20 protein-coding genes and 1 tRNA gene are annotated in these 25,451 nt (G+C 47.6%); 14 read left to right on the plus strand and 7 right to left on the minus strand.

The genetic code is table 11. The features are described 5' to 3' along the window. The first annotated feature begins 74 nt into the window (after positions 1-74). On the plus strand, positions 75-5,468 hold the full coding sequence (locus PEPTYR26121_RS04455; RefSeq protein ID WP_180499655.1) for a hypothetical protein: 5,394 nt from the start codon (positions 75-77) through the stop codon (positions 5,466-5,468). Between the two features lie 233 nt (positions 5,469-5,701). Here PEPTYR26121_RS04455 and PEPTYR26121_RS04460 read toward each other — a convergent pair whose 3' ends face one another. From PEPTYR26121_RS04460 to PEPTYR26121_RS04475, 4 genes are all read right to left on the minus strand, one after another. After that, the gene (locus PEPTYR26121_RS04460; RefSeq protein WP_180499657.1) at positions 5,702-6,775 is read right to left on the minus strand and encodes an iron-containing alcohol dehydrogenase family protein; all 1,074 of its coding nucleotides are present in this window, start codon (positions 6,773-6,775) and stop codon (positions 5,702-5,704) included. A 124-nt stretch (positions 6,776-6,899) separates the two neighbouring features. After that, positions 6,900-8,738 (minus strand): acyltransferase family protein, encoded by a 1,839-nt coding sequence (locus PEPTYR26121_RS04465; RefSeq protein ID WP_180499659.1) that lies wholly within the window; start codon positions 8,736-8,738, stop codon positions 6,900-6,902. Between the two features lie 96 nt (positions 8,739-8,834). Next, the gene (locus PEPTYR26121_RS04470) at positions 8,835-10,013 is read right to left on the minus strand and encodes a YkvI family membrane protein (protein ID WP_180499662.1); all 1,179 of its coding nucleotides are present in this window, start codon (positions 10,011-10,013) and stop codon (positions 8,835-8,837) included. Positions 10,014-10,114: 101 nt separating this feature from the next. Then, positions 10,115-11,065, minus strand: a complete 951-nt coding sequence (locus tag PEPTYR26121_RS04475) for a magnesium transporter CorA family protein (protein WP_180499664.1) — start codon at positions 11,063-11,065, stop codon at positions 10,115-10,117. A gap of 116 nt (positions 11,066-11,181) precedes the next feature. Here PEPTYR26121_RS04475 and PEPTYR26121_RS04480 point away from each other — a divergent pair, with 116 nt between their 5' ends. Continuing rightward, positions 11,182-12,423: a dicarboxylate/amino acid:cation symporter gene (locus PEPTYR26121_RS04480; RefSeq protein ID WP_180499666.1), complete on the plus strand. Its 1,242-nt coding sequence runs from the start codon at positions 11,182-11,184 to the stop codon at positions 12,421-12,423. Positions 12,424-12,496: 73 nt separating this feature from the next. Here PEPTYR26121_RS04480 and rbr read toward each other — a convergent pair whose 3' ends face one another. Then, positions 12,497-13,078: a rubrerythrin gene (gene rbr, locus PEPTYR26121_RS04485; protein WP_180499668.1), complete on the minus strand. Its 582-nt coding sequence runs from the start codon at positions 13,076-13,078 to the stop codon at positions 12,497-12,499. Between the two features lie 148 nt (positions 13,079-13,226). Between rbr and PEPTYR26121_RS04490 the strand changes: the two genes are divergently transcribed. The 10 genes from PEPTYR26121_RS04490 (at position 13,227) to PEPTYR26121_RS04535 (ending at position 21,382) form a co-directional block, all read left to right on the plus strand. Beyond that, on the plus strand, positions 13,227-14,342 hold the full coding sequence (locus PEPTYR26121_RS04490; RefSeq protein WP_180499670.1) for a pyridoxal-phosphate-dependent aminotransferase family protein: 1,116 nt from the start codon (positions 13,227-13,229) through the stop codon (positions 14,340-14,342). A 49-nt stretch (positions 14,343-14,391) separates the two neighbouring features. Continuing rightward, positions 14,392-15,012: a dTMP kinase gene (gene tmk / locus PEPTYR26121_RS04495; protein ID WP_180499672.1), complete on the plus strand. Its 621-nt coding sequence runs from the start codon at positions 14,392-14,394 to the stop codon at positions 15,010-15,012. Beyond that, positions 15,009-15,311, plus strand: a complete 303-nt coding sequence (locus PEPTYR26121_RS04500) for a cyclic-di-AMP receptor (RefSeq protein ID WP_180499674.1) — start codon at positions 15,009-15,011, stop codon at positions 15,309-15,311. The genes tmk and PEPTYR26121_RS04500 overlap by 4 nt, the downstream gene beginning before the upstream one ends. A 10-nt stretch (positions 15,312-15,321) precedes the next feature. Beyond that, positions 15,322-15,609, plus strand: a complete 288-nt coding sequence (locus tag PEPTYR26121_RS04505) for a cyclic-di-AMP receptor (protein WP_180499676.1) — start codon at positions 15,322-15,324, stop codon at positions 15,607-15,609. Then, complete coding sequence (locus PEPTYR26121_RS04510; RefSeq protein WP_180499678.1) at positions 15,606-16,463, plus strand: DNA polymerase III subunit; 858 nt, start codon at positions 15,606-15,608, stop codon at positions 16,461-16,463. Before PEPTYR26121_RS04505 ends, PEPTYR26121_RS04510 begins: the two co-directional genes overlap by 4 nt. After that, positions 16,450-17,322, plus strand: a complete 873-nt coding sequence (locus PEPTYR26121_RS04515; RefSeq protein WP_246285898.1) for a PSP1 domain-containing protein — start codon at positions 16,450-16,452, stop codon at positions 17,320-17,322. The genes PEPTYR26121_RS04510 and PEPTYR26121_RS04515 overlap by 14 nt, the downstream gene beginning before the upstream one ends. Then, positions 17,291-19,243 carry an alpha/beta hydrolase gene (locus PEPTYR26121_RS04520; RefSeq protein ID WP_180499680.1) on the plus strand — a complete coding sequence of 651 codons (1,953 nt, stop codon included), beginning with the start codon at positions 17,291-17,293 and terminating at the stop codon, positions 19,241-19,243. Before PEPTYR26121_RS04515 ends, PEPTYR26121_RS04520 begins: the two co-directional genes overlap by 32 nt. Before the next feature lie 57 nt (positions 19,244-19,300). Next, on the plus strand, positions 19,301-19,564 hold the full coding sequence (locus PEPTYR26121_RS04525) for a hypothetical protein (protein WP_180499682.1): 264 nt from the start codon (positions 19,301-19,303) through the stop codon (positions 19,562-19,564). A 23-nt stretch (positions 19,565-19,587) separates the two neighbouring features. Then, a complete protein-coding gene (locus tag PEPTYR26121_RS04530) occupies positions 19,588-20,064 on the plus strand; it encodes a ferritin (RefSeq protein ID WP_180499684.1) in 477 nt (158 codons plus the stop codon). Between the two features lie 136 nt (positions 20,065-20,200). Then, entirely contained in the window at positions 20,201-21,382 is a 1,182-nt protein-coding gene (locus PEPTYR26121_RS04535; protein WP_180499686.1) for an L-lactate MFS transporter, read from the plus strand. Between the two features lie 32 nt (positions 21,383-21,414). Here the strand turns inward: PEPTYR26121_RS04535 and PEPTYR26121_RS04540 are convergent, their stop codons facing one another. Beyond that, entirely contained in the window at positions 21,415-23,340 is a 1,926-nt protein-coding gene (locus PEPTYR26121_RS04540; RefSeq protein ID WP_180499688.1) for a fructose-bisphosphatase class III, read from the minus strand. A 67-nt stretch (positions 23,341-23,407) separates the two neighbouring features. On the opposite strand from PEPTYR26121_RS04540, the gene PEPTYR26121_RS04545 reads away from it, so the two are divergent. Continuing rightward, positions 23,408-23,923, plus strand: coding sequence for an adenine phosphoribosyltransferase (locus tag PEPTYR26121_RS04545; RefSeq protein ID WP_180499690.1), 516 nt, complete (start codon positions 23,408-23,410; stop codon positions 23,921-23,923). 23 nt (positions 23,924-23,946) lie between these two features. Here PEPTYR26121_RS04545 and PEPTYR26121_RS04550 read toward each other — a convergent pair. Beyond that, a tRNA-Gly gene (locus tag PEPTYR26121_RS04550) sits at positions 23,947-24,020 on the minus strand. Positions 24,021-24,252: 232 nt separating this feature from the next. Between PEPTYR26121_RS04550 and PEPTYR26121_RS04555 the strand changes: the two genes are divergently transcribed. Next, positions 24,253-25,434 (plus strand): acetyl-CoA C-acetyltransferase, encoded by a 1,182-nt coding sequence (locus tag PEPTYR26121_RS04555; RefSeq protein WP_180499692.1) that lies wholly within the window; start codon positions 24,253-24,255, stop codon positions 25,432-25,434. Positions 25,435-25,451: the final 17 nt, after the last annotated feature.

Raw genomic sequence — 25,451 nt, forward strand, 5'->3', positions numbered from 1 at the left:
CAAGAAGGAGAAATTAATGTAAAATGTACTTGTTTTATCTTATATAAATTAGAGTTGAAAGGTGTTGGACAAGAATGAAAAACGATGTAGCAAAATATCTCTTGGTACCGGGGGCTTTGGGCTTAGCTCTCGCATGTCCTACGCAAGGGATTTTTGCGCAAGAAGCTCAAGATCTAAAAGGTCCGGTGTCTAATATAATGGTTTCTCAGCCTCATGAAGAACCTAAATTAGAGGTTAGACTCTCATCCGAAAATCCGGCTCCCGAGCCTGTTCAAAAGGAAGACACCACGGCAGAGAATGATTCTGCAACTGGCGAAAAGATTACATTAACGGTGGGGGAAGACCATGTACCGGCGGATGGTAGTGCACTTACCTTTGATGAACTCATGGGAGATAAAGATAAGGGCGAGAAAACGCCCAACACTACCGGTTCAATAGAGAATAAAAAATCTGAAGAGCAAGATGATAAGGAGATGGAAGAAGAGGATAAATTAAAAAATGATCGATATCCTCATTCCATCGATCACAAATATGAAGATTCTAACTATAATAAAAACTTTCAAGATCATTCCATAGAAGCGGAAAATGATGGTACTTATAAGTTCAAAAAAGGTGAAGAACTCACAGAAGAAGAAATTAAAAAAGAATTTGAAAAATATAGAAAAAATGCCTCTTCTTTTGTAAAAGTTCAAGAATGGCTACCAAAGCTTAAAAAGATGGATCTCCTGGGCTTAGCAGAGAATGAAACGTCTCAATTTTATAAAGTGACTCTTAAAGATGGACGATCTATTTATTCAGCCAAGGGTTTTAAATCTTATATAGACAAATATGGAAATGCCTATGTACACGATCTGACTGATGATAAAGTCTATAAATTAGACGATGGATACCAATACTCTGCAAATGGATTTTATGCTCCGGAGGTTAAAAATATTTATGGAGCATCATCGGATGATATTAAAAACACATGGGATGATATAGATAATCCTCTATATCCTAAAATAGGATACAATTCCAAGGTATATAAAACAAATCAGAGTAATGGCGCCTACGTTAAAGCACTTGTAGATAAAAATGGCAAGACTTATTATGAGTTCTATGAAGGATTTCAAGACCAATCCGCAGCCGAACAAGCCCAAAATGCAGATATAGAAAAAATTAAAGAAATCATGAAAGAGACCCCAAGTGAGTTGATGAACCAGTGGGGAAAAAACCATGAGAAGGAAATCTTAGATAGAGCCTATAAAGCTGCTCTTGTTAACTCCTACCTTGTAGAGCATGAACCGACCATGTCCGAAGAGCTTCGAAAGGATATTATAGATTACGTTTACCGTTTTGGATTAAATTTTGAATCCGATGAATCCATGGTCTCTAAATCTGAAGATAATGGCTATGTGAATGTATCGCCACTTGGCTATGCAACTAAAAATCCGGACGGCTCTTATAAGTACCGCTATCAGGTATCTTTTAACTCCGTCACATCCAACGACAAATATTCTTCCACAAAACTCGATGTCTATGCCCCGACAATGGCGAATAATATTAAATTTATTTTAAATGGAATTCAAGAATATATAGAAAACTCAAACGGAACTTACTCTTATAAAAATAAAGACGTCAATGTTGAATTGGGTATTGTAAAGACTAATGATAATGCGATTAAAAAGTTATTGGAAACAGATAAAAAGAAAGTAGAATCTCAAAAAGAATCCGAATGGAATAATGAAAACCACAAACATGAAGAAAACACTTTCTCTATCCCATACTACAATGATCTAGGAAATAGAACAAAATTGGACAATAAAGTGGTTGAGTTTGATCGCCAGGTCATTTTTAATGGTGATGAGGCTCTGATTGGTCCTGCCGAGGGTGAGGATGAGATACAATATGATTCTAACTATCAAGTAGTGAGACCTGAAACTCACTATAGACACTTTAGATTGGTTAACCCCCAACAAGGTGGCCCGGTGAGCTTTATCGTCGAATTTGATATTGATGCGGACCAAGTCGAAAAATCACCAAATATCGGTCTAGGTGCAAGAATTTTAGGAAATCTCCATTTCAGTGATCCAACGGCCTTTCACTTTAATAGTAGGGGTGATCAATTTGATCACTCCTCGGGTAGACCGCAAGTGGATAACACCGGATTTAATGACGCCAACACCGATAATCAGAAGGTAAACCAACTGATTAATAAGACGATCTTAGACAAGAGGTCTGAACTATTGGCCACTATATACAATCATCCGGAACTTATAAAACCGGGCACCTTTGATATAAATGGTTTCTATGGCAATCTGGGCGGCGCACCAAGTGAATACACAGGAGATAAATACCGGATTGGTTTAAAAACAGGTAAAAACCTATACAATTATGGTGAATTTATTGAGTCTGGATTAGTAAAATCAATCCATCCTTTTAAATCGGAAGACGGAAAGCTCTTCAACAATACCATTAAAATGAAGATGAGAACTTATGGAGCCTCTTCTTTTGATATTGGTGTACAAATTGCCAACGGCTATGGCCGATATGGCGATTACCGAGTTAATACTCGAATTAATGAAGATAGGTTTATTGAAAACCTGATGAAAGTTACAGATGTAAAGCTCGAGAAGTCAGATAATCTCGTCTCCAAAGATTTAGCCAGCGTATATAGAGAATATAATTATATTGATAATACGGAACGATTTATAAAAAAAGATCCAAATCCTTATAAACCGGGTGTAGACGATCCGGTTCCCGGAAAAGAGGACAACAAAAAAGTCGACATGCGTTATGAAAACCTCACTCGACCGGAGGTGGATTTCTGGGATCCAAAATCTGAACCGGGTAATGGCGCTAAAGACTTATTGTCGGATAATGTTCACTTTGGGCCTGCGGGAATGGGCCTATTCATTCAAGGTATAGCAAATGCGAATAGCCCACGTGGCGGGGTGGATGTAACGCCCATCCGTTGTGCTAAACAAAAAGATGGCACCTGGAAATATGAGTATCAAATCAGCCTTCGTGGCCTACATTCATCAGATCATGGCATGACCGCCGGGGACTATAATATCGTCATGCCAAACTTTGTAAAAAATGTAGAATTTAGTTTAATCGGAAATAATAACGACAATTCAGGCTCTTACGCTTATCATAAAATTGGATATTTATTTGAAGAAGGCAAAGCATATGATTATGACGATTATAAGGATTTCTTAAGTGAATATGAGCAAGAAGTTTTTAAGAATATTTTCAAAAACTTAAAAGAGGCAGGCGTCTCCAGCAAACTCTCTAAAAGAGATATTGAACAAATACTGTTGAGCGTGGAACTCAATATTATCTATCATAAAAATGAAAAATTAGGCATCCTTGACTGGAATCCAAATACCGGGAAATATATCAGCGGATTTGAGGAATTAAAGACACAATATGAGAAGGACTTGGCATTTTTAAGGAGTATCGGCCACGATAACTTCACCAGATTTGGCAAAAGTTTATTTGGTGCTGAATGGGAGCTTGAGCAAGCGTATGAGAATGCACGTAAAAACATCCAAAAACAAGTGGATGAGGGAAAAAAATTCTTAACTGAAGAAGAGAAAGCACAGTTTATCTCTCCGGAAGATGTGAAAAAATTTAGAGAAAAATACGTCTATAGTGAATACAAAGGATATGACTTTAATAAGACATTTGGAGATTATGGAAAATATACTGATTCTAAGGGAATTAGGAATTTTGTAGACTGGAAATACAAAGACAAAGACAAAACAGATCCGGCTTATAAGAAAGAGTTAAAAGAGCAGTTGCTCAATGGATATACAAATTCAATAAAAATGAAGCTTTCACTAGATAGCTGGACCGGAAACGGCAATCTTTACCATGAAAGCAATATGGGAGACTATAAAGATGTCGCCGGCAATCCATTGAATTTGATTACAAAACTTGGTTATAACTACGGAAAGCTTGGTATTGAAGACAAAGTCAATTTATCTAAAGTCGATATCTATAACTTCAATTCCAGAGGTAGTAGCGGGGTCGTGGGCCTACGTGTGACCTTTGATGTAGACGAAGATCAAGTTGTGAAAACCCCCTATATCCCTGTCGATGTTCGGAATGCCTGGAAAGCTCCCAGAGAAGATGGTGGACCGGCAGTATTTTGGAATGAATTCTCTGAAGATATTTTGCATCACAATAATATGGCCGACCGCATCGTCCATAAAGAAACGGGCAAAGAAATCTCTCAAGCTGAATATAAGGCACTATCAGATGGAGAAAAAGCAAATTACTATGAAACCAATTATTATTATGTAGAGCACCCTGAATATATTACGCGAGAGATGTTTGACATTCATGGGCTCCATACCGAACCGAGTGTGGATGTAACCACCTACACAGGTAAGTGGCAAAATATCGGGGAGGATATTTCTCCTTGGGAAGATAATTTGCGCAAAAAAACCTTTGATTATGCTGAAGCCTATAAACTTAGAGAAAATCACTCGGTAACCTATAGCTTAGCTATGAACGAAGACTTCCGTGACATTGCCGTTGTAGGACCATGTGCCACTAGAGAGAAAAAAGAAATTATTATTAAGAAAGAATGGCTCAACTTTGATAAAAATAAGGAAGTCCCAGAAGAAATCACCGTGGTTCTCTCCAATGGAAAGGATGAGCAAAGGGTTAAGCTGAATAAGAAAAACGGCTATAAGCTAGTCTTAGATGTAGATGACCCTCTCTATGACTATAGGGTAAAAGAACTTGAAGTTCCCGGTTATAAAAACAAAAAGACTGATGTCAACTACCGCTTTGTTTTTAAAGATCGTAAGGCAGGAAACATCGCCGATGTTATCTATCAATTTAAAGATAAGAGCCTTGATAGAGCGAAGATACCTAGTTTTGAAGACTTGGTGAAAGCCAGCAAGGAAATAGCAAAAGAGGACGGAGAAAAGATTCGTGTAGGCGAAAGTTATGTTGAAGAAAATGCGGTACTAGGCAAGACCATAGGAGATCTTATTAAGAATGGCTACAAGCTTGGCCTTCCATTAAAAGCAGATGAAAATAATGTAGTTGTCATAGAAAATGGCTATATCCGTGTACCTCGAAACTTAGCATTGACGACCATCATGGATGTCGAGCTCACCAATGAAAGCATACCGGAAACACCACCGGAAGAGCCTGAAACTCCTCCGGAAACGCCGCCGGAAGAGCCCGAGACTCCTCCGGAAACACCGCCGGAAGAACCTGAAACACCTCCGGAAACGCCACCGGAAGAACCGGAGACACCGCCGGAAACGCCACCTGAGGAACCGGAAACTCCGCCGGAAGAGCCCGAGACTCCGCCGGAAACCCCACCGGTCACGCCTCCGGAAGTGCCTAAAACTCCGCCGAAAGCGCCGCAGACGGGTGTCGAAGGCATCGGAAGTATGATGGCACTCATGGCAAGTTCCGTGGCAGGTTTGTTTGTATCAAGGAAAAAACGAAAAAATCAATAAAATATTATAATGAAAATAAAAAAGCATCCGATGAACTCCCTTGCGGAAGAGTCCGGATGCTTTTTGTGTTGAAATAAAACGGAAGATCGGATCTCAAAAAGATAGCCGAAATTACGATTATCTTTTTGAGATGAAAGTAGTTTAATTTTAAAACCGATTTGATTTTTGATCACATCTCCTAAAGGATCTTCCGTAAGCTATTTAAAAGTTGCCGTTATAGATCCATGAGATATTTATGAGAGACTTTGTCCAAAACGGTCGGCTTTTAATGCCGCTTCTTTTAAGCGTTTAATGGAAATAACTTGCGGGGAGCGTTTGTATTCGATGGTCTCCGGCACGATGTCCATCATGGCGTCTAAATCTTTTTCCTCGAGACCGATGTCGGCGAGGGTTACGGGAAGGCCAATGGATTTGTTGAATTTGGCGATTTTTTCAAGCTCTTCGTCATTGCCGGTGTAGGCGTGTAATACGAGGACGCCGAAGGAGACCACTTCGCCGTGAAGGTATTCGCCCTCTCTTTGAATGGCGCAGGAGGTGTCGAAGAAGACGTGGGCCAGGGAGGAATTGTAGTAAAAGTCGTCGCGGTTGGTAAGGTTTGAAACATAACCTGTGGAAACGAGGATAGTAAGGGCCACTTCTTCCACGGCACGGCTTACGCGATTATTCTTAACATCCTCGAGCCCTTCCTTTCCGTAGCGAAGGAGAGGTTCCTGACAGGTCTTGGCAATGCCGACGCCCAGGCGAGCCATATGACTTAAGTCTTCGCCTTCAGATGCAAAGAGGACCTCCGGTTGCTTGCTCAAGCCGTCGCCGACGCCCGCCCAGAAATAAACATCCGGCGCTTCGGCGATAATGGAGAGATCGATGAAAATATCCGAGGGTGCGTGGGGGAAGGCGTAGCGGAGGACGCTGCCGTCTTTGTTATATACCACGGCGATGGCGGTCATGGCCGCGCAGTTGGAGCAGATGGTGGGAAGGGAAATGGCGGGCTTATCGATTTCAAGAGCCACGACCTTTGTCGTGTCGAGGGCCTTACCGCCGCCGATTCCGAGAAGCACATCGGCATCCAGCACGTCTTCATCTGTGGCTAGACGCTGAATATTCGCCTCCGTACACTCCACACCGTAGATTTTTTCCCCGGTAATGACGATACCCTCGTCTTTAAGTGCACGTTCCACCTTGGGCGCTGCGGCGTGCAAGGCCCGCTTGCCCCCGATCAAGACTACTTTTTCGTAGCCTTTTTCTTTGAGTACCCGGGCGAGATCGGGATAGCCGTCGTTCGATACGTAATAATTTGGCATTAACATATAATTCCTCCTCTATTGCATATGGATTCCATAGAATGTTCTACCCGTTACTATACTAAAATGAGTTTCTGCGGACAAGGCGTGGAGGGATTTTTTTCAATTTTCTAAAAATAAAAAGCAGGGCTTAACCCTGCTCTTCACCGGCTTGTCGAGGCTCGCCCTTTTTTTGAAAGAGAGCTTTCAGTCCTCGCTTTTTTTCTTCTTGTTTCGGCGCCGGTTTCTTTACTTCTTTTTTCGGCGGAAGCATATGCTTAGCCACGGTTTGAGCGAACAGATCCATGCCCAGTCCCTTCGGGTGGGTGTGGTCTTTTATAAAGAGCTCTTCGTGTTCTTTGGCGATGCTGTACCAATCGATAATGTGAACATTGCTGCGACTTTTCGCCTCTTCTTTAAACTTGTCGTTGACGCTGGCTTCCCAGGGATCGGGAATGGCCGTGGTCATCAGAAAGACCGGGTGATCACCGCAATCGTCCAGGAGCTCGTCTAAAACTTTTTGATTGAAGTCGGAATTAGTGCCCAGCTGGATGACGATGGGGGCATCGGCGGAAAGGCTCGATAAATCGTAAGAATCCAGAAGCTCTTTGGCGTGGACCATTTGGCGGTTTTTCTTGCCGCTGACGGTGAAGTTCGGGAGCAGATTCTCGATATTGACCGCCGTCATTTCCGTAATGCTGTCGCCGATCATAATGCCGTCCCGGTTTTCCAGTGTTTTTAAATCTTTGGCGGTGAGTTTCAGTTCGGGCCATTTTTCGTTGATTTCGCGAATGGGTTCGCTGAGCTCGGCGTTTTTCGCCTCGGCTTTTTGCCTTTCCTCTTCCCTTTTTTGAGCGGCCAGGGCTTCGAGGCGGGCTCGCTCCATTTCATTTTCTTTGGGGGTAGGAATGAGGATACCGCCGATAATTCCCAAGAGGAGGAAGAGGGCGAGGGAGATCCGGGTAATCTGTTTTTTTCGAGGGGTGCCGAAGAGGCGATAGGTTCCCTCTCCCAAGGCGAAGAGCACGGGCATTTGCAAGAGCACCACCAGGTGATAAGAAAGGGCGGCGTGGGAGAAAAGCTGTTGGAACACGAGCATGACAGGATATTGCCAGAGATAGAGCTCGTAACTTCTCGTGCCGAAATAGCGGAGCACGGGGTTATCCAGCGCTTTGGCCGCGCGATTGTCGTCCCGTGCTGTAATGAGGAGAAGAAGGCACATGGCGAGGGTAAAGAGGAGCATGCCGCCGAAGTAGAGGAAGCTTCCCTCTTTAAAGACTAAAAAGCAAAGGAGCATGACGGCGATTAAAAGGGCCGCCAAATTGCTCTTGTTTTTTTGAGGCTTGTTAAAGCTCCCCTTGCAGCCCATCATGCCGGCCAGGGCGCCGACGGCAAAGGAGAAAAAACGCGTGTCCGTGCCGTAATAAATGCGAGTGGCATCGTCCATAAAGGGCTTCATTCCCGTCATAAGGAAGAGGGACAAAATGCCCGTAACGGCCAGGGAAAGGGCGAATTTTTCGCGATGATCGCCGAAGAATTTCCTCAAAATTGCCCAGATGAGATAAAACTGAATTTGAGCGGAAAGTGCCCAGAAATGGGTAAAGGGCAAAAATTTTCCGTGGAGATCGAAATAGGAAAGCCCTCTGAAGATCTGCTGCCAGTTGTTGACGCCGAGAACGGCCGCAATGCCGGAGTAGAGGACGTCGTGGAAATCTTCTCTAAAGAATAGGGCGGCGAAGATGAGGGTAATGGTCACCACGAATAATAAGGGCGGCGTTAATTTTATGTATTGTTTTTTAAACTTTTGAAGAGGGTCGCCTTTTGAGCCTGTCAAATGTTGCACCATTAAAAGGTAGCCGGAGAGCACAAAAAAGATGACTACGCCGAGGTAGCCGCCGCGAATAATATGCGGGTAAAGATGGTATAAGATCACACCCCAAAGGGCCAGGGCGCGAAGGCCGGTAAATGAACGAATTTCTCGCGATTGCATAAGATCAACTCCCAATAAAAAGAATGGTCTTTCGACCATTCTAAGTATAACATATTGTTAATAAAAGCACGTCCCTATAAGTTGTTTCGGTAAAATTTATCGAGCGAGTTGATCCCTTTTGTGGATGTTTTTATATCCTAAGATCCAGAGGGGCAGAATAATAAGTGCCCAGTTGAAAATGCCCAAGTATTTGTACGCATTTTGAACGATCCACATCAGGCCGAGAGTGGAAACCAAATAGCAGACGATCAGGGATACGACGGCGATAATGGCTTTCTTTTTGACGTGATTGGTTTCGTTTTTCATAACGTGAGGTTCGACGCGGGTCACGATGCCGAAGATAAAGCCGACGGCGGTGGTGATCAGTGCGAGGAACAGAAGGATGGGATACAAAACTTGTAAGACGGAGATGTTCAATTGATTGACCACGGCGATGGTGGGAAGGGCGCGAGTAGCTTCATCCAGATAAATATCCGGCATTTGAGAGAAGATCAAGAGGCAAATGCCCACGAGCATGATGATGTTCATGATGCAGCCGATGATCATGGCGCCTTTGGATTCTTCTTTATACTTGCCGCCTCTAAAGGATGCGGTAATGCCGCCGATGGCACTGATTTGGAAACCGGCATAGGTCAGCGCCCATAAGAGGGAGTTGAAAAAATTGCCGTGAACCGTTTCATCGGAAGTGGAGATGCCCCATTTCGTTGCCTTGGGATTCACATAACCTTCTTTGAAGAGACGGGCGATGTCGGGGCCGAATTTAATCAGACCGGCGACGATTACGATAGACATAATAGCTAAGATTAAAATCGTCATAATGGTAGCATTTTTTCTGACGAGCTCTTCACCGAAGATAACGAGTAAGGTGACGATGGCGAGCATAATGACCGATCCCAGGAGAACGGGAATGCCCAGGTATTGATTGGCTAAAAGACCTCCCGATGCGAGGGTGGCGGCGGAGGCGGCGATGGTGGTAATAATAACGCTCACATCCATTGCGGGAGTAAGCACCTTGGAATACTTTCCGTAGGCTTCTTTAGACCATGCGTCGTAGCCCCATTTGTCTGTTTGACGTGCGGTTTCCAAACCGACGTAGTAAGTAATGGCGATCAAAATAAAAGTAAGGATCGGCATCAAGGCACCGAACCAACCGTGGTTGGCGAAGAATTGGAGTTCTTGCGTACCGGAAGCAAAGCCGGCTCCGCAGTGGGTAGAAAACCAAACGGTGGCGACGCCGAAACTGATGGAAGTAATGTACTTATTATCGTTTTTCACGATGAGCCTCCAATCTCGGAACGAACTTTGTATTTAATGTATCACACTAAAGAGCTATTTAAAAGTACCGCATAGAAAATAATTTTTAAATAATAAAAATCCTAGAGATAATCCTTTCTCTTTAAATAAAAATACATCAGGACGATAACCGCCGTGGTCAAACCCAAAAGCCACCAAAAGGCGTAGGGACCTTCGGAAAGGGGAAGGGATGTGTTCATGCCCCAGAAGCCGCCGATAATGGTAGGGACGGTAAGGAGGATGGTAATGGAGGTGAGGGTCTTCATGACGTCGTTTAAATTATTTCCCACGAGGCTCGAATAGAGATCGGAGAGTTTTTCTACCGTTACCGACGCTTCCTTCACCATAACCTGGGCCTGGGTGCTTTCGATCTTTAAATCGTTGAGCAGTTGATTGCGGGCCGGGGAGCTGTTCAAAACCTCCAGGTCGAAGAGGGCGTGGAGGACTGGCTCGTTGTTTTCCGTGGCCATGGAGAAGCGGATCAGGCTTCTGGAAAGACTGATGATTTCGCGAATGGTTTCGCTCTTGGTGGAGCGGGCGATGTCCTTTTCCAAGCGTTCAATGCGGGCGTTAATGCTCTTCGTATGATCGATATAGGATTTACAAATATGGTAGGCTAAATCCACGAGAATTTTTTCCTTGGGAAAGCTTTCGTCTTCGATCAGGCGATGGCCCTTTCCCTTTAAGAAATCGGCAAAGCTTTGATCGTTATAGTATTTTACCGTGATGATCAATTCCTCGGTATTGATCATGGCGATGGGTCGGGTTTCGTAAACTCCCTCCTCCACCTCCACGGGATAGCGCAAAATAAACAAATCATATTCGGAACGGTAGCGGCCCTCGCTTCTCGCCACTTCGCTCGGGTCGGCGACGGAGGAGAGAATGGCCTCGGGAACATTATATTCCCCCGATAAGAAGCGAATCTCCTCTTCCGTGGGATTGATCAGATGAATCCAACGACAATCCTCTTTCTTCGAGGCATGCTCGCCGGATAAATAATATTTTTGGTCGCGATGATGAACATAATATTTCATAGAAATTCCTCCGGAATATAAAGTGACGATGTATTTATGGAATTAGACTCTCTTTTTTAGATCGATTTGGTATAATAGATCCAAGATATTTTACTTTACCCTATTAGGAGGTTATCATGACAAACAAAAAGGCCTTTACCCTCGGTCTGATCCCTAAACTTATTATAGCGATCATCCTGGGTACTGTCGTCGGTTTATATTGCCCTGAAGTGGTGACCAAGATTGCCGTCACCTTCTCCGGTATTTTCGGGAAGTTTTTAAACTTCGTCATCCCCCTTATGATCATCGCCTTTGTCGCCAAAGGTATCGCCGATTTATCGGAAGGGGCGGGAAAACTTCTCCTCGTTACCGTAGGCATTGCCTATGCGTCCACTCTCATCGCGGGGAGCCTTTCCTACGGAATGGCCCATTCCATTTTCCCTCGCTTTATTTCTGCGGACATGGTGCAAAAAATTCAGCAAGCATCTGAAAAAACCCTGGAGCCCTTCTTCGAGCTCCCCTTAAATCCCGCCATCGAAGTAACGGGCGCCCTCGTTCTCGCCTTTATGGTCGGCCTTTGCGTCTCCCTTATGCGCACAAAGAAAAGCGGCGAGTATTTCTACGGCCTGATTAACGAATTTAACGAAATGATCAATATGGTATTGGCAAAAGCTATTATTCCTTTACTTCCCTTCTTTATTTTCGGAAACTTCGCCAATATGGCCTACTCCGGCAGTGTATTTGCCATTTTATCTATTTTCATTCGCATCTTCGGTTGCATTCTCGTCCTGCACATTCTTTACGTCTTTACGATGTTTGTCGTAGCGGGAGGCTTAACCGGTCGCAATCCGGCGAAGACCTTCGTAAAAATGATTCCCGCATACCTTACGGCAGTGGGTACCCAATCCTCTGCGGCCACCATTCCCGTAAACGTGGAATGTAACCGCCAAATGGGCGTTACCCGTCAAATTCGTGAATTCGTCATCCCCTTATCGGCGACGGTTCACTTGCCGGGTTCCATGATTACGCTCACGGCTTGCGTCTACACCCTGCTCTTTATGTACGACATGCCCCATAGCTACGGATTGATTATTCAATTTATCGCTATTTTAGGTATCGCCATGGTAGCTGCACCCGGTGCACCGGGCGGCGCGGTAATGAGTGCTTTGCCCTTCCTACCCGTGGTGGGCGTGGCGTCGGATTCACCCTTGGCTACGATTTTAATTTCCCTCTATCTGACCCAAGACTCCTTCGGTACGGCGGCTAACGTAGCCGGCGACAACGCGGTCTCCATGCTCGTAGAACGCTTCTACTACAAGCGCATCTTAAAACGTCCTAAGACGAAAGAAGATGAAATCGAAGCCATGCAAGACGCTTAGAAAGACATTGCAGTAAAATATCATCACAAAAAAAGCGAGCATGCGCTCGCTTTTTTTATGTGCAGATTTAATTTTAGTAGTTTTCGACGAAAAGTTCGAACCATTTTTGGGGATGGTGGCAAGCCGGGCATTCTTCGGGAGCGGTTTTGCCTTCGTGGATATAACCGCAGTTGTTACATTTCCAAAGAACCACTTCGTCGCGTTCGAAAAGTTTGCCTTTTTCTACATTTTCGAGAAGTTTTAGGTAGCGGTCTCTATGAGCTTCTTCTACTTCGCCGATTTCGATCCAGTCGCTTGCGATGTCTTCGAATCCTTCTTCTTTTGCGATTTTGGCGAAGTCGGGATACATGTTGCTGGCTTCTTCGTTTTCGCCTTCGGCAGCGGCTTTAAGATTGCTCGCGGTGTCGCCTAAGGATACGGGGTAATCCCAGTCGACATTGATTTCCGAATCGTTTACATCTTTTACAAGATGTTTGTAGAAACGTTTTGCGTGTTCTCTTTCATTGCGAGCCGTTTCTTCAAAAATGTTTTTGATTTGAACGGATGCATCCTTGTCTGCTTGCTTTGCGTACATGGTGTAGCGCATGCTGGCTTGGCATTCTCCTGCGAAAGAGATAAGTAAGTTTTTTTCTGTTTTTGTACCTTTTAATGACATACAATGCCTCCTATAATCTACAATTCTGTCTTGACACTATCAATTATACCATTGGGCTCTCCTTTTGAAACGTTTTTAATTATATAACCACGTGATATACTGAATAGTAGGAAATAAACCCAATGATTCATAAAAAAGGAGTATCGCCATGAGAATTTTATGTGCCGGACCTACCACCATCACCCCCGAAGTGGAAAGGGTCATGCAAGGCATCGTTACCAATCCCGATTTAGATCCGGCCTATGAAACTTTTCACCGAAATGTAGAAAAGAGGCTTTCCCGCGTCGTAAAGACCGATCGCCCGACGGTCATCGTCCTCGGCGAGGGTATGATCGTCCTCGAGGGAAGTGTCTGTTCTCTAATGGAAAAAGGAGAGCGGGTCCTCGTCATGACCAATGGCGTCTTCGGCGCGGGCTTTGCCGATTATGTCAACTTCTTCGGCGGCGAAGCCGTGATCTATGAAGGGGATCATCGCCACGGATTCGACATCGACGAGCTGAAAGAGTTTTTGGAAAAAGATTCCGATTTCGCCATCGCCACCATGGTGCACTGCGAAACCCCCTCGGGTCTTACCAATGATGTAAAGAGTATTTGCAATCTCTTAAAGGAATACGGGATTCTCTCCATTGTAGACGCCGTGTCTTCTTTCGGCGGCGAGGCTATCGATTTCGACGCTTACGGCGTGGACCTTATGCTCTCCGGTTCGCAAAAATGTCTCTCCGCTCCCACGGGCCTTTCCATGGTGACTATTTCCGAGGCCGCGGAAGAGAAGATGCGCAATCGGAAGGAGCCCATCCCCAGTTATTATATGAATCTCTTAAATTACATGAGCGGTGCGGAAGATTTCGCCTTCCCCTACACCATGAGTGAGCACTTGACCTACGCTCTCGATAAGGCCCTGGATCTTTGGGAATCCAGGGATTCCGTAAAGCTTCACGCCCGTTACGGGAAGGTCACCCGGGAACTCTTTACGGAGGAAGGCTTCGAGCTCTATCCGAAGGATTCCTTTGCCGACACGGTAACCGCCGTCGTCGTGCCCGAGGGAATGACGGCCACGGATATTTTAAACCGGGCCCGTGAAAAGGGCGTCTTTATTTCAAAAGGCGTAGGTCCCTTACACGATCAGATTATTCGCATCGGCCACATGGGCGCCAATATCGACAGGGAAAATTTCCGCGTGCTCTTTCAGGTTCTCGACGAGGTCTTCCACGACCTGGGCAGGGAAACGGAATTTTCTCGCCGCTTCCAATCGGCGAATTTGTAGGAGAGAGGAGCCCTCAGCTATGATATACTAGGGGAAAGGGGGAGATCTTTTGAAAGGAATCTTTATCGTCATCGAAGGCGCCGACGGAACGGGAAAAACCACGGTAGCCGAAGGACTTTATCATCACTATAAAGACAAAGGTCTCGATATCGTGCACACCCGGGAACCGGGCGGACCCAAGATCAGCGAGGCCATTCGTTCGATTTTGCTTTCCAACGACAATCAGGAGATGCACCCTCGCACGGAGGCTTTGCTCTATGCGGCCGGTCGCGCTCAGCATGTGGAGGAAGTGATTCTCCCGGCACTCAGGGCGGGTAAAATGGTGATCTCGGAGCGCTACGTGTTTTCGAGCCTCGTGTACCAAGGCCTTTCCAGAAAACTGGGCGTGGGGCCTGTGGAAGCCATTAACGACTTTGCCACAGGGGGCCTCGCCCCGGACATTACCCTTTATTTACATCATCCGGAGGGATCCTCATTCGATCGCATTACCGATCGGGAGGCGGATCGCTTGGAATCGGACGAGGCCATTCGCCTCTCCGTTCAGGAAAATTATAGAATATTAGCTAATAATCGTGGCGATGCACTGACTTGGATCGACAGTACGCAAGATAAGGCGTCGGTCCTTCGGGATTGCATCCACGCTATTGAAAAGGAGCGCCATTTGCGATGAAACTTATATTTGCCATTGTTCAAGATCAAGATGCGGGAAATGTAATAGACGCCTTGACGGAGAAGAATTTCCGCGTAACGAAACTTTCCACTTCCGGCGGGTTTTTAAAAGCCGGCAACACCACTTTAATGATGGGTGTAGAAGAAAAGGATATGGACGAACTCTTCGATGTTTTAGAAGAAAATTGCTCGGTACGGGAGGAGGCCACTTCTATGGTGTCCATGCCCTATCCCCTCAATGTACGGATCGGCGGAGCGACGATCTTTATTCTCGAAGTATCGGAATACAATCGTTATTAAGGAGTGCATTATGGAAAAGCTCATGGATAAAATGGTCTTTGCCATTATTGCCGATCGCTTTATTGGCGATTTTATAGATGAACTTCTGGAGGCGGATATTTCCGTAACGGAGATGGCCTCCAGCGGCGGCTTTTTGAAAGAAGGCAATACGACGGTGGTCATCGGCGTAAGCGACGATCAGTACGGCCAGTTAAAAGAAATTCTTCAGCGGGTTATCGGCGATAATACCGATCCGGAAAGTGTGCACTCCGGAGCCCATGTCTTCGCGGTGGACTTGGTGAAGGGGCTCAGCATTTGAGTTTGAGGACAAAGGAGATTCTCCGCTCTTCTCTCCACGGCTTTATCGTGAAGGGAGAAGGGGAGGCGGCCTTAAGCTTTGCGCGAGAATACGGCAAGGGCTTTTTGTGCACCGGCGACGATGCCCCTTGCGGCAGCTGCCCATCCTGTCGGCTCTTTGAAAGCGGAGAGGGGAAGGGTAGCAATCATCCCGATTATATCGAGGTCTTTCCTACGAAAAAGACGTCGAAAGCGTCTATAAAAAAAGAAAGCATTGAAGAGGTCATCGACGAAGCCGCCATGACCTCTTATTTGGAGAACGGAAAACTCTTCGTCTTTCAGGGTTTCGACACGGCGACGCCGGAAGGGCAAAATGCCCTCTTAAAGCTTTTGGAGGAACCGCCGCAAAAGACGGGCTTTCTCCTCTTGACGGAAAAGCCCGAACTGGTTCTCCCTACGATCCGATCTCGAACGGGTTATGTGGATCTGGGAGAAGAGGACAGGCGGGACGAAGAGCTTCGCCACCGAAGCTTTACGCTCATCCAAAAGATCGTGGAGCGACGGGAAGAGGCTTTTTTAGCGCGCCACATGGTGGACGAGGAAAAAGACCGCCTGGAGGATGTACTCCGCTATATGACCGCTTATCTTCGGGATGTGGCCGTATTCCACGCCACCGGGGATATGGAAAGAATCGACAATAAAGATTACGGACCCATGATTTCAGAACACGGGAAGTATATGGGGGATAAGGTCTTTGAACTTTACGAGGCCGTCTTAAAGACAGCTCGCTATTTAGAACGGAATGTGAACAAGGAACTGGCTATGGAATGGCTGTTTCTGAAGTTTGGAGGTTTAAAAGAGAGTGACCGACAGTAAACGAGAAGTTATCGGCGTGCGCTTCAAGCGCCGCGGAAAAGTTTATTACTTTGATCCCGGTGACCATAGGCCCGAAATGGACGAAGCGGTGATCATCGAAACCTCTCGGGGTACGGAGTACGGCTTTACGGCGACGGAGTGCCGAGAGGTAGAGGAAGAGGAGATCGTCGGCGAATTAAAGCCCGTTATCCGCATCGCCACCCGAGAAGACGAAGACCGCTTTATCGCCAATCGCAATCTGGCCCGCCAGGCCCTGATCGTATGCGAGCAGAAAGTTGAAGAACACGGTCTGGATATGCGGCTCGTTTCCTCGGAATACACCTTTGACAATTCCAAACTCCTGTTTTACTTTACATCGGACAATCGCGTAGATTTCCGCCGCCTGGTGCGGGATCTGGCGTCGGTTTTTAAGACGCGGATCGAGCTTCGTCAAATCGGCGTGAGAGACGAGGCGAGAATCGTCGGCGGCCTCGGGCCCTGCGGCCGCGAGTGTTGCTGCGCCTCTTTTTTGACGGAATTCCACCCCGTGAGCATTAATATGGCAAAGGATCAGGGGCTCTCCCTCAATCCGGAATCCATCAGCGGCGTATGCGGCAGACTCCTCTGCTGTTTGCGTTACGAGCAGGATGTCTATGCGGAAAACCTGAAGAAGCTTCCCAAGGTGGGCCACCGAGTCTATACACCGGCGGGAAGGGGCGTGGTCGTGAGCCGCTCCACGATTCAGGCGCTCGTCAAGGTGAAGATCGAAGGGGAAGACGGCGTGGAATTCCACGTATTCTCCACCGATGAATTAGGGCATAAAAAATGCGGAAAAGGAGGCTGTGGCCATGAATGCCACTCCGAGGGCGCTACTACTTGATCCGAAAAAAGCGTACAGACGAAGCGGATGGCTTTTAATTTTCGCGGCCATTTTTCTCATAGACCGCTTCCCCGGCTTTTTCTTCCAAGATAAAATCCCCCATATCGTCGCCATCGGGCTTCTTTGGGGGATTTATTTTTTATGTTTAAAACTTGCCCTTTACCTCATCGATCGCTTTTTAGGGCGGTGGATCTCCCCTTTGGGCGTCGAGCTCGGGATCGTCTTGGCCCTGGCCTATGAAATCGACAGAGTGCAAGCTCAAACGAGCTCTCTCGGTCCCTCGGGAGGATATTGGATCGACGGGATCACGGCGGCGCTGGCGGTTCTCCTCTGGCTCTTCGCCTTTTTCATGGAAGAAGGGCGCCGTCGTCATGTTTTCGTCATTCCCGGCGTCCTCGCTCTGGGCGCGGTTCTCTTCGCCGCCATCTTTCCGGGGGTACCCACTCGGGCGCCCGTAAGCCAGGCAAAGAAGGAAATTTTCCCGAGCTATGAAGTGGAGACGATCCGCTACGGGCCGGGGAAGACCTTCGATTTCGGCGCTGAAAGCTACAGTAGCTATGCCAATGTACCCAAGGGGCAGTCGAAAATGCGGGAAAGATATTTCGGCTATACGCCGGGGCGAGTTCCCTATGAGGGCGAAATTTATTTGCCCAAGGGGAAGATGAAGGCGCCCCTTCTCGTCTTCGTCCACGGCAATCACAATATGCTCGCCGACAATTACGAAGGCTATGAATACCTGGGGCGCTATTTGGCGGCCCGGGGTGTGGGTTTTGTCTCTGTGGAGCAGTCGCACTTCAACGCTTACTTTCAAAAGGGTTTAAGCGGCGAAAATGACGCCAGGGCTCTCGGGCTCATCGATCACGCCTCCGTTATTTTAGAAGACGAGCGTTTGGCGAAGCGATTCGATAAGAATCGATTGTACTTCGGCGGGCACAGTCGCGGCGGCGAAGCGGCTGCCGTGGCGGCGGCTCTTGTAAATCTTACGAAAAATCCCGACACGGGAGAGGCGACGAAAAATCTCCATGCCGCAGGCGTCGTCGCCGTAGCCCCTACGGATGGGCAGTACAAGCCCGGGGAACGACCGGTAGATTTAGATGTGCCCTATCTATTTATACAGGGAACCCACGATCAGGACGTATCCTCTCTCGAGGGAATGGATCAGTATATGCGGGCATCGGCAGAGAAGATGCAGGTGCTCGTAGGATATGCCAATCACAGTAAATTCAACAGCAATTGGGGGGATCTCGACCGGGAAGGTCTCCTGGCCTCTACTCTCCACCGGACGGACATTATGGGGGCGAAAGAACAGGAGCGCTTCCTGGAAGTGTTGGCCTACGGCTTTATAGAAGACGAGGAGATTTTGGAAAACCCGAAAGACTATCTTCCCGACGCCCCTTATTTTGTGGCCCGAGAAAAGCCCGGGCTCGTCATCGCCGATTTCGAAGAAGATGCGGAACTTACGACGGGAACCTTGGAAGGGACCGCCCTTTCCATAGACGGAAGCCACAGGGAAAAGCGCTTCCAACCCTCGGGGAGAGGGGGAAATAATCACGCTGCCTTTATACGGGGAAGCTTTACGGCGGAAATCCCCGCCTCCATAGCGGGGGATTTTGCATGGGATATGGCGCCTACGGGATCGGTGCCGGAGGTAGCCGTTACGCTGAAAGACAAACAGGGCCAAGAGGTAAATCTGACCGTGGATAAGAAAAGCCTGCGGCCGCCTCTTGAGACGGTTCTCCTCAAATGGCAGCAACCGGCGGGAAAGACGGAGAAGAAATCCGCCCTCGTAAGTTATCGTGTAACGGAGGAAATGGCGGCGGCACAAAATCCTTCTTTCCGTATGGAAGATCTTCGCCGCATCACCATTAAGAGTAATGGAGAAATCGCCCTGGATAATTTGCGAATTGAAATGAAAAAATGATTAAAGGTACTCCTTCAGGGTATGAATTAGGCGACAAGAGTTGCGGGGGTAAAATTCATGCACAGTACACTTTTAATCAAAACCATAGAGCCCGACAGCAAGGGCTTGCGAAATGTCTTTTTTCAAATCGGCGACATGCAGACCCATCGGGACCGATTGTTGGATCTTTTAAACGGTCCGGAAAGTCCCTATGCCGGGCGCTGCCTGTTTCGCTTTAATGGCGTGCGCCTTCAACTGGAAGCGCGGGAAATCCCCACCGTACTCGCTTTTTTATTGGAAGAAGGTATGAAAGTGTACAGCGTCTATGAGCCTTATATTTAAGTATTCATCAAGGAGGATACATTATGGACTTAAAAGCAAAATTAAACGAACAATTTAACTTCGAAATCGAATCCGCTTATATTTACATGGCCATGGCCAATTATGTGGAACTTCAAGGTATGCACGGCTTCAGCCACTTCTTTACGACGCAAGCGAAAGAAGAGATGGAGCACGCTTATGAATTCTATAAATTTATGCTCGAAATGGACTTTACCCCCGAGTATGCTGAAATCGCCAAACCGGAAACGGAATACGGCAACTTTACAGATACCTTTAAGGCCGCTTTAGAACACGAAAAAGAAGTAACGAGCCGCATTAAAGCGATCTATAAAGACGCCATCGAAGTAGGCTGCCTCGACACCCAACAATTCTTAAACCAATTCATCGAAGAACAAAGAGAAGAAGAAGATACCTTCCGCGACCTCGTCGAACAATTAGAACGTGTTCACGAAAGCTGGAACGGCCTCTATATCTTGGACTCCAAACTCGGCCAACGCTAAAACTTACACTCGAAGCCTCGCCTCAGGGCGGGGCTTTTTTGTGTGTGAATATAGATTGAAGTATCTATAGAAGTTTGATAAGATATCTACGACTGTATGTTAAAACGTTGATTAATTAATAAGACTAGGAGTACATATGAAAAATCGTAATCGCTGGCTGATTTTAGCGGCGTGTATTATTATCAATCTCTGTCTCGGCGCGGGATACGCCTGGAGCGTGTTCCAAGGTCCTCTGGTGGATCTTTTCGGTTTTCCGGCCTCCAAGGCGACCCTGGCCTTCAGTATTTCGTTCGGCATGGGTCCTGTGGGCATGATCGCCTTCGGGCCCGTACTGGATAAGCGGGGACCCAGACTCGTTACCTTTATAGGCGGTCTTTTATTCGGCCTCGGCTTTATTATGACATCCTTTATGAAGAGCTTGGGCTGGCTCTACTTGAGCTACGGCTTGATCTCCGGATTGGGGATCGGCATGGCCTATGGCGCCACCATCGCCACTACCGTGACCCTCTTCCCGGATAAGCGAGGCCTGGCAAGTGGCCTTAATGCGGCGGGTTTCGGCTCCGGCGCCGTCGTGTTTGCGCCCATCGCCGCCAGTCTTATTCAAAGCCACGGGGTTTTGAGCGCTTTTAGAATTTTAGGCATCGCTATTTTGATCATTATCTGCGGATGCTCCTTAATTCTGGCCGTTCCCAAAAAAGAAGGGGGTGAGCGTGTGATCTCGGAAAGAGACAAGCGCCCCTCGGAAATGCTCCGCACGCCCGCCTTCTGGACCCTCTGGATTATTTACATTATCGGAAGTATCAGCGGCATGATGATTATCGGCCACGCTTCGCCTATCTCTCAAGATCACTTAGGCTTTACGCTGGCCATTGCCACTGCCATCGTGAGCATCGTCTCCCTTTCCAATACTCTCGGGAGAATTTTATGGGGTTTCATCTCCGACCGTTTCGATCGCTACGCCGTCGTGAGCATGATGTTTTGCGTATCCACCGTCGGGCTGCTCATTATGTTTGCCCACATTCACCCCTATCTTTCCGTCGTCGGCGTTATTTTGATCGCCCTTTGCTATGGCGGTTTCCTCGGGATCTTCCCGGGAATTACGGTGGAAAATTTCGGCGAAGCCTTTAACGGCACCAACTACGGCTTTATGTTCAGCGCCTGCGGTATCGCCGCCGCCGTAGGACCCGTTCTCGCCGCATCTGTAAAAGAGGCGAATAACGGCGACTACAGCACGGCCTTTTTAGTGGCGGCAGGCTTGAATATTATCGGCCTGGTCCTGATGATGATGTTTAGAAAAAAAGCAGAGAAAAATGCATAAGAAAAGCCTCCTTTGCGGGAGGCTTTCTTTTTTTACCGTCTTTCGCCGTAGGAATCGGCGAGTTTTTTTAAATCGGCGATTGTATCTATTGCGCGCTCGCCTTCATCCGTATCTTTTACCAATCGGCGGGCGTCATATTTCGTAATAAACTCCAGAGAGGAGGTCATGTCGATATTTTCCCGAATATAGGTATCTTCGTGCTGAATAGGCTCGTGGGTGGCCAGGAGGATGCCGTAGGAATTTGAAATCAGGGTGTAGCCCGCCGTGCCCGTAGTTTTACGGTAGGCGTGGGCGAAGCCGCCGTCGATCACCACGACTTTCCCTCCGGCTTTGACGGGGTTTTCTCCTTTTCGCTTCTTGACCGGTGTGTGGCCGTTAATGATCTTTCCTCGAGAGTCGTCGATGCCGAAAGCCCTTAGGATGCGATCGGCCGCATCCTCTCTTTCCCTCATAAGGTAATAGGGGTTTTTACGCTCTACATGAGTTTCCTCCTCGGCGATAAAATAGCGCTCGAAGGTGGTAATCTGCTCTTTGCCGAAAAGCGGCGAGTGCTTGCCGCACCAAAGATAGAAGAGGAAGTCCACATCGTCTTCTTTCCTATCGTAAAAGGCCCGGCGAACCTTCTCGTCCATTGCATCTAAAAGTTCTCGTCCCTCCATGGGCGTGCCTAAGAGATCCACCGATTCGAAGCTGCCGTCCTCTTCCATGGGAATGCAGCCGTGGAAAAGGAGATTGGAGTTTTGAATTTTATACATACCACCCTTTTCGATCATGGTGCGAATGTGGGATTGGAGTTTTTCGCTCGTAAGGAAACTTTGGCGAATACGCTCCGCCACTTCCGCCTCCTCTTTCGTAAAGGCGTAAGGGTCCCGAGGATCCACTGTGGGAAAATCGCCGTCCAACAGGGAGTATTCCTTTCCTTCTACGGTGACGGTTTCGTTTTTCAAGTCCAGATTTTCCAGATGGAGCATATTGTTCATTTTATAGGCGGGATGGCGGCGAATCAGTTGTCCTTCCGCCTTAAATTGCAAGGTGGCCATGGCCTTGTGGAGTTTGGCGATGGATTCGTTAAGATGCTCGTCGGGACCGGGGCTTTTTGTGTAGAAAGGCTCTTTTGCCGTGTAGTGCTCGGCGTAGCGCAAGAGAGGCAGGAGATTGATGCCGTAGCCGTCCTCGATGGTGGAGAGCACATTGTATCTTAGGGCGATGCGTATGACATTGGCCGCCAAGGCGAAATTCCCGGCGGCGGCGCCGATCCAGGCGATGTCGTGATTGCCCCATTGAATGTCCACCCGATCGTCTCCTGCGATTTGATCCATGATTTTTTCCGCATCTTCCCCGCGGTCGTAAATATCGCCGATAATGTGCACGGTTTCCACTACATAGCGCACGGAAAGATCGGCGAGATCCTTAATGTAATATTCCGCCTCGCCCAAGGCGATCATATTGTCGTAAAGAGAGGCCACGTAGGATTTCTTGTGGCGGGAAGCGGAATCTTCCAAGAGGAGAAGATTTAAAATCTTCTTCCTGGAAGGGGGCAGGGTGCTTTCGATCTGCTCGTGATCGTATTTTGCCGCCACCCGCTTCGCCACGACGATTAAATCGGCTAGGGTCTCTTTTAAAAGTCCCTGATATAATTCCACGGGCATTTTTTCTTTAAGATCGGCGAGTTTTTTTTCGGGATAATATAAAATCGTCGCCAGGAGATTTTTGTCCTCTTCGCTTTTTTCGGGAAAGAGCTCGTCGATGTAGCGGCGAAGAACCCCCGATGCGTTTCTAAGCACGTGGGTAAAGGCGATATACTCCCCGTGAAGATCGCTCACGAAATGTTCCGTAGGCTTGGGAAGCTCCAAGGTGCTCTCGAGAAGGAGGACTTGGGCCAGGGCCTCGTGGCGGCCGGGATAGCGATCTTTTAAGAGAGAAAAGTATTTTTCTTCGAAAGAATTAAAATGGGTCATGACATTCTCCTATGTGGTTGTATATCATAATAGGGTATACATGAGACGATTGGAAAGTGAGGTAACTATGGATTTAAAAGAAACGATCAGAAGTATTAAAGATTATCCCGAAGAGGGCGTCACCTTTCGAGATATTACTACCCTATTAAAAGAGGGCGACGCTTTTAAACAATGTATCGATGAGTTGATCGCCTTGGCGGAGAAAAAAGAAATCGATAAAATCGTGGGTATCGAAGCCCGGGGATTTTTAATCGGCGCGCCCATGGCATACGCTATGGGGAAGGGATTCGTTCCCGTCAGGAAGCCCGGAAAGTTGCCGTCTGAAACGGTGGCCACCCACTATGATTTGGAATACGGGAGTGATTCCGTGGAAATGCATATCGACGGCATCGATAAGGGCGAGCGGGTCCTCATCGTCGACGATCTCTTGGCTACGGGAGGCACGGGAAAGGCCGCCGTAGAGTTATGTAAAGAAGTGGGGGCCGAAGTAGTGGGCTGCCTATTCTTAATCGAACTCGACGGCTTAAACGGACGGGACGATATCGGCGTGGAAGTGGAATCTCTTTTACATTTTCCCGCATAAAGTAAAAAAGACCCGAAGGGTCTTGGAGCGGGTGAAGGGAATCGAACCCTCGCGATCGGCTTGGGAAGCCGAGGCTCTGCCACTGAGCTACACCCGCACAGGTGGTTTTATTTTACGCCCAAGGTTCCATGCTGTCAAGAGAGGGAAATTCTTCGACGATCTGACAATTATTTTTCGATCTCGCGGTGTAGAATCAGCCGGTTCTGGGTACACTATCATTATATGAAATCATTCTCACCGACACCTTGTCGGAATGTTTTCGACACGCGGCAGTGTGAGCTTGTCGCGGTGCCGTTGACGAAAATCACCTTTTAAAGGAGGATTAATTTATGAAAAAAGTTGTTATTGCCAGTGCGGTCAGAACACCTGTCGGTGCTTTCGGCGGTGCTTTTAAAGATGTAAGCGCCGTAGATCTCGGTATTACCGCCACGAAAGAGGCGATTAAGCGGGCGGGCATTAAGCCGGAAGATATTGACGAAGCCGTTATCGGTAATGTTATTCAGGCGGGACTCGGGCAAAATGTGGCGCGTCAAATTGTAATCGGCGCCGGTTGCCCCGTCACCCTTCCCGCCATGACCATCAACAAGGTCTGCGGATCCGGTCTTCGTACGGTTTCCCTCGCCGCTCAAATGATTAAAGCGGGGGATGCGGACGTCGTCCTCGCCGGCGGTACGGAATCTATGTCCCGCGCTCCCTTCCTCGTAAACGAAGCACGTTGGGGCGCACGAATGAACAATAAAGTATTCGTCGACTCCATGATCAACGACGCTCTTTGGGACGCCTTCAACGACTATCACATGGGCATGACCGCCGAAAATGTAGCGGAAGAATATAATGTAAGCCGCGAAGATCAAGACAAACTGGCGGCACGCAGTCAACAACTCGCTTCGAAAGCTCGCAGCGAAGGTCGCTTTAAAGATGAGATCGTCCCCGTAGAAGTTCACGGACGCAAGGGTAAAGTAACCGTTGTAGAAGACGACGAATACATTCGCGACGGCGTAACCGAAGAAAGCATCAGCGGTATGAAGCCCGCCTTTAAGCGCGACGGCGGTACGGTTACCGCGGCCAATGCATCGGGTATTAACGACGGTGCCGCCATGCTCATCGTCATGAGCGAAGAAAAGGCGAAAGAACTGGGCGTCAAACCTTTGGCTACGATCGTAAGCTACGCATCTGCAGGTGTGGATCCGAAGATCATGGGCACAGGCCCGATTCCCTCTTCTCAAAAAGCCATGGAAAAAGCAGGTTGGGATTTCGGCGAACTGGATCTTATTGAAGCCAACGAAGCCTTCGCGGCACAAGCGGGAGCTGTCGTTAAAACGCTTGGCCTCGATATGGATAAAGTCAATGTCAACGGCGGCGCCATTGCCATCGGCCACCCGGTAGGCGCATCGGGAGCGCGGATTCTCGTCACCTTACTCTATGAAATGGCGAAACGGGACGCACAAAAAGGTCTCGCTACTCTCTGTATCGGCGGCGGACAAGGTACGGCTCTCGTCGTAGAACGCTAGTTTGAAATCGAGGAAAG

Source organism: Aedoeadaptatus nemausensis (assembly GCF_903819165.1).
Lineage (GTDB): Bacteria > Bacillota > Clostridia > Tissierellales > Peptoniphilaceae > Aedoeadaptatus > Aedoeadaptatus nemausensis.

Bases quoted from the DNA above. Each gene is read 5' to 3' on its own strand.
- PEPTYR26121_RS04490 (WP_180499670.1), top strand. From the start codon at position 13,227: ATGAGAATTTTATGTGCCGGACCTACCACCATCACCCCCGAAGTGGAA.
- PEPTYR26121_RS04505 (WP_180499676.1), top strand. From the start codon at position 15,322: ATGGAAAAGCTCATGGATAAAATGGTCTTTGCCATTATTGCCGATCGC.
- PEPTYR26121_RS04540 (WP_180499688.1), bottom strand. From the start codon at position 23,340: ATGACCCATTTTAATTCTTTCGAAGAAAAATACTTTTCTCTCTTAAAA.
- PEPTYR26121_RS04555 (WP_180499692.1), top strand. From the start codon at position 24,253: ATGAAAAAAGTTGTTATTGCCAGTGCGGTCAGAACACCTGTCGGTGCT.
- PEPTYR26121_RS04465 (WP_180499659.1), bottom strand. From the start codon at position 8,738: ATGCAATCGCGAGAAATTCGTTCATTTACCGGCCTTCGCGCCCTGGCC.
- PEPTYR26121_RS04520 (WP_180499680.1), top strand. From the start codon at position 17,291: ATGAATGCCACTCCGAGGGCGCTACTACTTGATCCGAAAAAAGCGTAC.
- rbr (WP_180499668.1), bottom strand. From the start codon at position 13,078: ATGTCATTAAAAGGTACAAAAACAGAAAAAAACTTACTTATCTCTTTC.
- PEPTYR26121_RS04530 (WP_180499684.1), top strand. From the start codon at position 19,588: ATGGACTTAAAAGCAAAATTAAACGAACAATTTAACTTCGAAATCGAA.
- PEPTYR26121_RS04535 (WP_180499686.1), top strand. From the start codon at position 20,201: ATGAAAAATCGTAATCGCTGGCTGATTTTAGCGGCGTGTATTATTATC.
- PEPTYR26121_RS04455 (WP_180499655.1), top strand. From the start codon at position 75: ATGAAAAACGATGTAGCAAAATATCTCTTGGTACCGGGGGCTTTGGGC.
- PEPTYR26121_RS04545 (WP_180499690.1), top strand. From the start codon at position 23,408: ATGGATTTAAAAGAAACGATCAGAAGTATTAAAGATTATCCCGAAGAG.
- PEPTYR26121_RS04525 (WP_180499682.1), top strand. From the start codon at position 19,301: ATGCACAGTACACTTTTAATCAAAACCATAGAGCCCGACAGCAAGGGC.
- PEPTYR26121_RS04460 (WP_180499657.1), bottom strand. From the start codon at position 6,775: ATGTTAATGCCAAATTATTACGTATCGAACGACGGCTATCCCGATCTC.
- PEPTYR26121_RS04480 (WP_180499666.1), top strand. From the start codon at position 11,182: ATGACAAACAAAAAGGCCTTTACCCTCGGTCTGATCCCTAAACTTATT.
- PEPTYR26121_RS04475 (WP_180499664.1), bottom strand. From the start codon at position 11,065: ATGAAATATTATGTTCATCATCGCGACCAAAAATATTATTTATCCGGC.
- PEPTYR26121_RS04500 (WP_180499674.1), top strand. From the start codon at position 15,009: ATGAAACTTATATTTGCCATTGTTCAAGATCAAGATGCGGGAAATGTA.